General features: G+C 58.4%; 6 protein-coding genes. 1 reads left to right on the top strand and 5 read right to left on the bottom strand.

The window, feature by feature from the left end:
- From Q0K17_RS09760 to Q0K17_RS09740, 5 genes are all read right to left on the bottom strand, one after another.
- Window positions 1-594 (bottom strand): glycosyltransferase family 2 protein (locus Q0K17_RS09760; protein WP_294542644.1); only part of this gene is annotated, 594 nt, incomplete at its 3' end.
- A 56-nt stretch (window positions 595-650) separates the two neighbouring features.
- Window positions 651-1877: a glycosyltransferase family 4 protein gene (locus Q0K17_RS09755; RefSeq protein WP_294542643.1), complete on the bottom strand. Its 1227-nt coding sequence runs from the start codon at window positions 1875-1877 to the stop codon at window positions 651-653.
- A 22-nt stretch (window positions 1878-1899) separates the two neighbouring features.
- Entirely contained in the window at window positions 1900-3039 is a 1140-nt protein-coding gene (gene wecB / locus Q0K17_RS09750) for a UDP-N-acetylglucosamine 2-epimerase (non-hydrolyzing) (protein ID WP_294542642.1), read from the bottom strand.
- A gap of 32 nt (window positions 3040-3071) precedes the next feature.
- Window positions 3072-4256: an NAD-dependent epimerase/dehydratase family protein gene (locus Q0K17_RS09745; protein WP_294542641.1), complete on the bottom strand. Its 1185-nt coding sequence runs from the start codon at window positions 4254-4256 to the stop codon at window positions 3072-3074.
- The gene (locus Q0K17_RS09740) at window positions 4243-5295 is read right to left on the bottom strand and encodes a polysaccharide biosynthesis protein (protein WP_294542640.1); all 1053 of its coding nucleotides are present in this window, start codon (window positions 5293-5295) and stop codon (window positions 4243-4245) included. Before Q0K17_RS09740 ends, Q0K17_RS09745 begins: the two co-directional genes overlap by 14 nt.
- A gap of 180 nt (window positions 5296-5475) precedes the next feature.
- On the opposite strand from Q0K17_RS09740, the gene pepT reads away from it, so the two are divergent.
- A complete protein-coding gene (pepT, locus tag Q0K17_RS09735) occupies window positions 5476-6699 on the top strand; it encodes a peptidase T (RefSeq protein ID WP_294542639.1) in 1224 nt (407 codons plus the stop codon).
- The last annotated feature ends 130 nt before the right edge of the window (window positions 6700-6829 follow it).

The following is a 6829-nucleotide window of genomic DNA, read 5'->3' as shown; positions in this document are numbered from 1 at the left end:
CACAGGCACTTCACCCACCCGGAAACCGGCCAGACAGGCAGCCAGGTTGGATTCCGGTTCCGGGTAATCCGCTGCATAATTCCGGGCAAAATATTCGGTCATGGCCCGTCCGGTGGCGCGGAACCCGCTGGTCACGTCCAGAAGGCGCTGGCCGCACAGCAGAAAAATCATGCCGCTGAGAAACCGGATACCCACCCGGCGCATGAAGCTGGTCTGGAAGCCTTCATGACGGATGAACCGACTGCCGATGCACATGTCCAGTTCGCCGTTCAATACCGGCTCCACAATATGCATCAGATAAGCGGGGTCGTGCTGACCGTCTCCGTCCATCTGCACGGTCACATCGTAGTTGTTGGCATTGGCATACACATACCCGCACTGAATACCGCCGCCGATGCCCAGGTTCACCGGCAGGTCCAGGTATTCATATCCGTGCTCTTTCAGCAGGGCGGCGCTGCGGTCAGTGGAGCAGTCGTTGATGACCAGATAGTCCACATCGGGGCAGAGCTCCCGCAGGCGTTCCACAGTCTTGACGATGTTGGCCTCCTCATTGTAGCAGGGGATCAACACCAGAATCTTGGCCTTGGTTTGCAAAACAACACCTCATAGTTATCGGGCACGCTGCCGCAGGCAGGGTCCGGAATCACGATTTACACCGTCTGGGTCAGGATAAAATCTTCCAGCCGGCGCAGCAGCTGGGCCCGACGATAATGGGCCAGGTAATACTCTTTAGCCTTCGCGCCCATGGCGCCTCGTTCTTCGGCGCTCAGGGCGTACAACCGGTTCAGGTTGGCAGCCAGGGCCGGCGCGTTGCAGGCCGGACTGGAAAGCCCGCCCGCCGCCTGCACAGCGGCGAACCCGGCACCGTCCATGCTGGCCAGCACCGGCTTGCCTGCGGCCATGTAACTGGCTACCTTGGCGGGGACGGTCAGACCCAGGTCGGGAGAGTCAGACAAAGAAACAATCAGACCATCCGCCAGTTCGGTAAAGCGGGGAATATCTGCTGCCGGCACGCTGCCATAAAATGTAACGTAGTCCTGGGCATCATGGTCATGCACAAAGCGTTCCAGGGCCGTCCGGCTCATGCCGTCGCCCACCAGCAGCAGATGCAGTTTGTCCGCACCGTTTTGGCGGGCAAGTCCCACGGCTTCAATCACCGTTTCCAGGCTCTGGGCTGGGGTAAAGGTGCCGGTGAATACCAGATTGAACTGTCCGTCGAATTGTTCATGTAGGTCCTCGTCGTACAGAGGGTGCGCATAAAAATCTTCGCAGTACTGAGGGATCACCGCGACTTGTTCGGGATTTTTGCCGGTACGCTGAATCAGCCGCTGCTGCAAAAGATCGCTCATGGCAATCAGCCGGTCACAGCGCTTGTACAGCCAGTCGCTGACGCCTTGGGCAATGCCACGCAGCAATTTGTTTCGGACCGGAAGAACACTGTACAGGTTCTCCGGCCAGATGTCCAGCACATAGTTGGTCAGCGGAATATGATGGCGTTTAGCATACCGGATGGCCGGCCAGCACATGAGCACCGGGCTGGTGTTGAAGCAGAACACCGCATCATACCCGCCGGGCAGCCGGTGCAGGTTGCCCGCTGCATACAGCGGCCAGCTCACATAATTGAGGAAGATGTTCACGCTGGTGTTGCCCCGGCGGGGAATCTCTCTGGCCCGGAAAACCTGGGCGGTGCGAAAATATTCCTCAAAAGGACCGTTGGGACCATAGCCGTCGAACCATTCCCCCTTGGGGTAGTTGGGCAGGCCACACAGCACATCCACCTCCAGCCCGTCATCCAGAAATCCTTCCACAATATCATTGATGCGGAAATTCTCCGGCCAGAAGTGCTGGGTCACAACCAGAATTCGCTTTTTCGGCATCGGGGATGCCCACGCCCTTTCCTTACTGTTTGCGCCACACCATCTTGTTCACAACGCCGGTGTAGCTCTGAATGATCTTGACGACCTTGTTGGAAACATCCTCGGTGTAATAGGGAACAGGAATGCCATTGTCACCGTTGGCATTCATGGCCACAGCGGTGGCAACCGCCTGTTCCACGCCGCCTTCCCGGATACCGGCCAGCACAAAGCATCCCTTGTCCAGAGCTTCGGGACGCTCGGTGGAGGTGCGGATGCAGACGGCAGGGAAGGGGTGCCCCACGCTCAGGAAGAAGCTGGATTCCTCCGGCAGAGTGCCGGAATCGCTCACCACGCAAAAAGCATTCATCTGCAGATGGTTGTAGTCGTGGAAGCCCAGGGGTTCATGCAGTTTGACCCGGGGATCCAGAGAAAATCCCATAGCATCCAGACGCTTGCGGCTGCGGGGATGGCAGGAATACAGGATGGGCATATCGTAGGTTTCGGCCAGATGGTTGATGGAGGTGAACAGGTCGATGAAGTTCTGATCGGTGTCGATGTTTTCCTCCCGGTGGGCCGAAAGAAGGATGTAATGCTGGGGCTCCAGGCCCAGGCGCTCCAGCACATCGGAAGCTTCGATGCGTTCCAGGTTAGCGTGCAGCACTTCGGCCATGGGGCTGCCGGTGACGAAGGTCCGTTCCTTGGCGGTGCCCTCGGCGTTCAGATACCGGCGGGCATGCTCGGAATAGCACATGTTCACATCCGCAATGTGGTCCACAATGCGGCGGTTGGTCTCCTCGGGCAGGCACTCGTCAAAGCAGCGGTTGCCGGCTTCCATGTGGAAGATGGGGATATGCAGCCGCTTGGCACCGATGGCGGACAGACAGCTGTTGGTGTCGCCCAGAATCAGCAGGGCGTCCGGCTTTTGCTCCACCATCAGGGCGTAGCTCTTGGCAATGATGTTGCCGATGGTCTCGCCCAGGTCCTTGCCCACGGCGTCCAGATAGAAATCCGGCGCCCGGAGGCCCAGGTCCTCAAAGAAGATCTGGTTCAGGGTGTAGTCGTAGTTCTGCCCCGTGTGCACCAGGATCTGGTCAAAGTATTTATCACACTTCTTGATGACGGCACTCAGCCGGATGATCTCCGGCCGGGTGCCGATGATGGTCATCAGCTTCAGTTTGTTCATATAAAACATCCTTCTATCGTAAAGTAAGCCGCTCACACCTGCATGGCAAAGGTGTCCGGATGTGCCGGATCGAAGGCTTCATTGGCCCACATCACGGTGACCATCTCGCCTTCGCCCACATTTTCAATGTTGTGGGTATAACCGCAGGGAATGTCCACCACCTGCAGTTTTTCGCCGCTGACATGGTACTCGATGACCTCGTCGGAGAAAATCTGCCGGAACCGGATCACGCCTTCGCCCTTTACCACCAGAAACTTTTCATTCTTGGTGTGGTGCCAGTGGTTGCCCTTGACGATGCCTGGTTTGGAGATGTTTACGCTGACCTGACCGCGCTCCGGCGTGCGCAGAAACTCGGTAAAGCTGCCGCGGTTATCGCAGTGCATGTTCAGATCGTAGGCAAAGTCGTCGGCAGGCAGATAGGACAGGTAGGTGGAGTACAGCTTCTTGGTAAAGCTGTCTGCGGTCAGGTCGGGAACTTCCAGGGTAGGCAGACCATCGGTCCCCAGAGCCAGGGCAGCCTTGCCGCCCCGGGCCTTGGCAAACCCCTGGATGGTCTCGGCCAGCTGGCCCAGGGTGACGGTATGCACCGGATGAATCCGGCAGATGCCCGTTTCATCCCGGACCGCTTCGCCCTTTTCCATGGCGTCCAGAATGCAGGCCACCACATCGTCAATGTAGACCAGCGGCAGGGAATAGGCGGGGTCCCGCACCTGGATAGGCAGGCCGTGGGCCACATTGTGGCAGAAGGTTGCCACCACGCTGTTGTAGTTGGGGCGGCACCACTTGCCGAACACCCCTTCCATCCGGAAGACAAACACCGGCGCACCGGTGCGCTGACCATGAGCAAAGATGGCCTGTTCAGCCTGCAGCTTGCTCTTGCCGTAGTCGTTGTCCAGGGAGGCCTGGATGCTGGAAGTCACCAGCACCGGGGCACGGCTGCCGGCTTCTTCCAGCAAAGACAGCATGATGTCGGTGAGGCCTGCGTTGCCGGAATAAAACTCGCTGGGATCCTTGGGACGGTTGATGCCGGCCAGGTGCACCACAAAGGCGGCCCGACGGCAATAATCTGCCAGTGTCTCGGGGGTGTCGTCCTTCTCGAACAGCATCAGGTCGGTGTAGCCACGGGTCTTCAGGGTGGCCACCAGGTTGCGGCCCACAAAGCCGCCGGACCCGGTGATCAGAATGGGGGACTGCTTGTCGAACTCAGCACTTGCCATCTTTGGCCAGCTCCTCTTTGATATAATCGGTGGTCTTGATCTTGGCGATGGTCTCTTCCACGTTCAGGCGACGGGTGTTGTGGCTGGTGTAATCCTCATCCGCCTGGGTGTGCACTTCGCCCTTGATGAAATACTTGTCGTAGTTCAGGTCACGGTTGTCGGCCGAAACACGGAAGTAGCCGCCCATATCCTCGCTGCGGGTACGTTCCTCCTTGGTCATCAGGGTCTCGTACAGCTTTTCGCCGTGGCGGGTGCCGATGATGCGGGTGCCGGTATCGCCGAACAGGGTCTGAACTGCCTTGGCCAGGTCGCCGATGGTGGAGGCGTCGGACTTCTGGATGAACAGATCGCCGGGGCGGGCGTGCTCAAAGGCAAACATGACCAGGTCCACCGCCTCGTCCAGATTCATCAGGAAACGGGTCATGTTGGGGTCGGTGATGGTGATGGGATTGCCGGAACGGATCTGTTCCACAAAGAGGGGAATGACCGAACCGCGGCTGGCCATGACGTTGCCGTACCGGGTGCAGCAGATGACCGGGCCGCCCCGCTGGGCGGATACCCGGGCATTGGCGGTGATGACGTGTTCCATCATAGCCTTGGAGATGCCCATGGCGTTGATGGGATATGCGGCCTTATCGGTGGACAGACAGACGACCCGCTCCACGTTGGACTCAATGGCGGCATGCAGCATATTGTCGGTGCCTTCGATGTTGGTGCGCACCGCTTCCATGGGGAAGAACTCGCAGGAAGGCACCTGCTTGAGGGCGGCGGCGTGGAAGATATAGTTGACACCCGGCATCACGTCCCGCAGGCTCTGGATGTTGCGCACATCGCCGATATAGAACTTGACCTTTTCATAATGTTCGGGATAATGGGCCTGCAGTTCATGGCGCATGTCATCCTGCTTCTTCTCGTCGCGGGAGAAGATGCGGATCTCACCGATGTCGGTGGTCAGAAAATGCTTGAGGACGGTGTGTCCGAAGCTGCCCGTACCACCGGTGATCAACAGAGTCTTGCCCTTAAAAATCGTGTCTGCCATGATAGGCCTCCTGTAATATTGTTGGATTTATCATTGCCATACGGCATAAATCGCCTTTATAATCTTCATAATTCTAACATAAAAGTATCAGCTTGAAAAGGCCCCCGTCTTGGAAAATGATTCTTTTTGTGCTACAATGGCAGCGGCTTAGAAAGTACAAGAATAAAGGAGATATCGTTTATGCGTGCTTATGAACGCTTCCTGCGCTATGCGCAGGTGTATACCACCTCCGATCCGGACAGCACCAGCCATCCCACCACTGCCCGTCAGCTGGACCTGGCCAACATTCTGAAGCAGGAACTGCTGGACCTGGGTCTTGCCGATGCCCGTGTGGATGAACATGGCTATGTGTATGCCACGCTGCCCGCCACGGCCGGCTATGAACAGGCGCCCGGGCTGGGCTTCATCGCTCATATGGATACTGCCCCGGACGCTTCTGGTGAGAACGTCCACCCCCAGCTGCATGAAAACTACGATGGGGGAGATGTGGTTCTGCCCGCCACCGGAGCCGTGATGCAGGTCAGCGAGTTCCCCTTCCTGGCTTCCATGAAGGGCCAGACCCTCATCACGGCCGACGGCACCACCCTGCTGGGAGCCGACGACAAGGCAGGCGTTGCCGAGATCATGACCATGGTGGAACGCCTGCAGAGCGAAAAACGTCCCCACGGTAAGATCTGCATTGCGTTCACGCCCGATGAGGAGGTGGGCCAGGGCGCCGACCTGTTCGATGTGCAGGGCTTCGGCGCTGCCTGGGCATATACTGTGGACGGCGACGACGTGGGGGAAATCAATTACGAAAACTTCAACGCCGCCGGTGCGGTGGTGACGGTGCACGGCTTCTCGGTTCACCCCGGCAGTGCCAAGAACACCATGCGCAACGCCCAGAACATTGCGATTGAGTATCACAGCGCCCTGCCGGCCTTCTCCCGCCCGGAACATACCGAAGGGTATGAAGGCTTCTTCCACCTGTGCAGCATGGTGGGCGATGTGACCGAGGCCAAGCTGGGGTACATCGTGCGTGACCATGACGCCGCCCGCTTTGAAGCCCGCAAGTCCCAGATGCAGCATATCGCCGACTGCCTGAACGAAAAGTACGGTGCCGGCACGGTGGAACTGGACCTGAAGGACAGCTACCGCAATATGGTGGAACAGATCAAGCCCCACTTCCACCTGATCGAAAATGCCCGCAAGGCCATCCGTGCCGCCGGTCTGGAACCGGTGGAGGCTCCGGTGCGCGGCGGTACAGACGGTGCGACCCTGTCCTACAAGGGCCTGCCCTGTCCGAACCTGGGCACCGGCGGGTTCAACTTCCATGGCCCCTTCGAGTGCATCACGGTGGAGAAGATGGACCAGGCCACCGAAGTGCTGGTCAATCTGGCCGAACTGTACAAGGACCGCACCTGATTCCTGCTGGGCATAGCTTGACAAAACCGCATCGGTTTGCTATAATCAGACTTACCGATGCGGGATTAGCTCATCCGGTAGAGTGACTGCTTCCCAAGCAGTAGGTGGCGAGTTCGAGACTCGTATCCCG

The sequence above is a fragment of the uncultured Gemmiger sp. genome (genome assembly GCA_944388105.1).
GTDB lineage: Bacteria > Bacillota > Clostridia > Oscillospirales > Ruminococcaceae > Gemmiger.
Note: the sequence above shows the minus strand (reverse complement) of the source record. Positions and strands in the feature narration are given on the sequence as shown.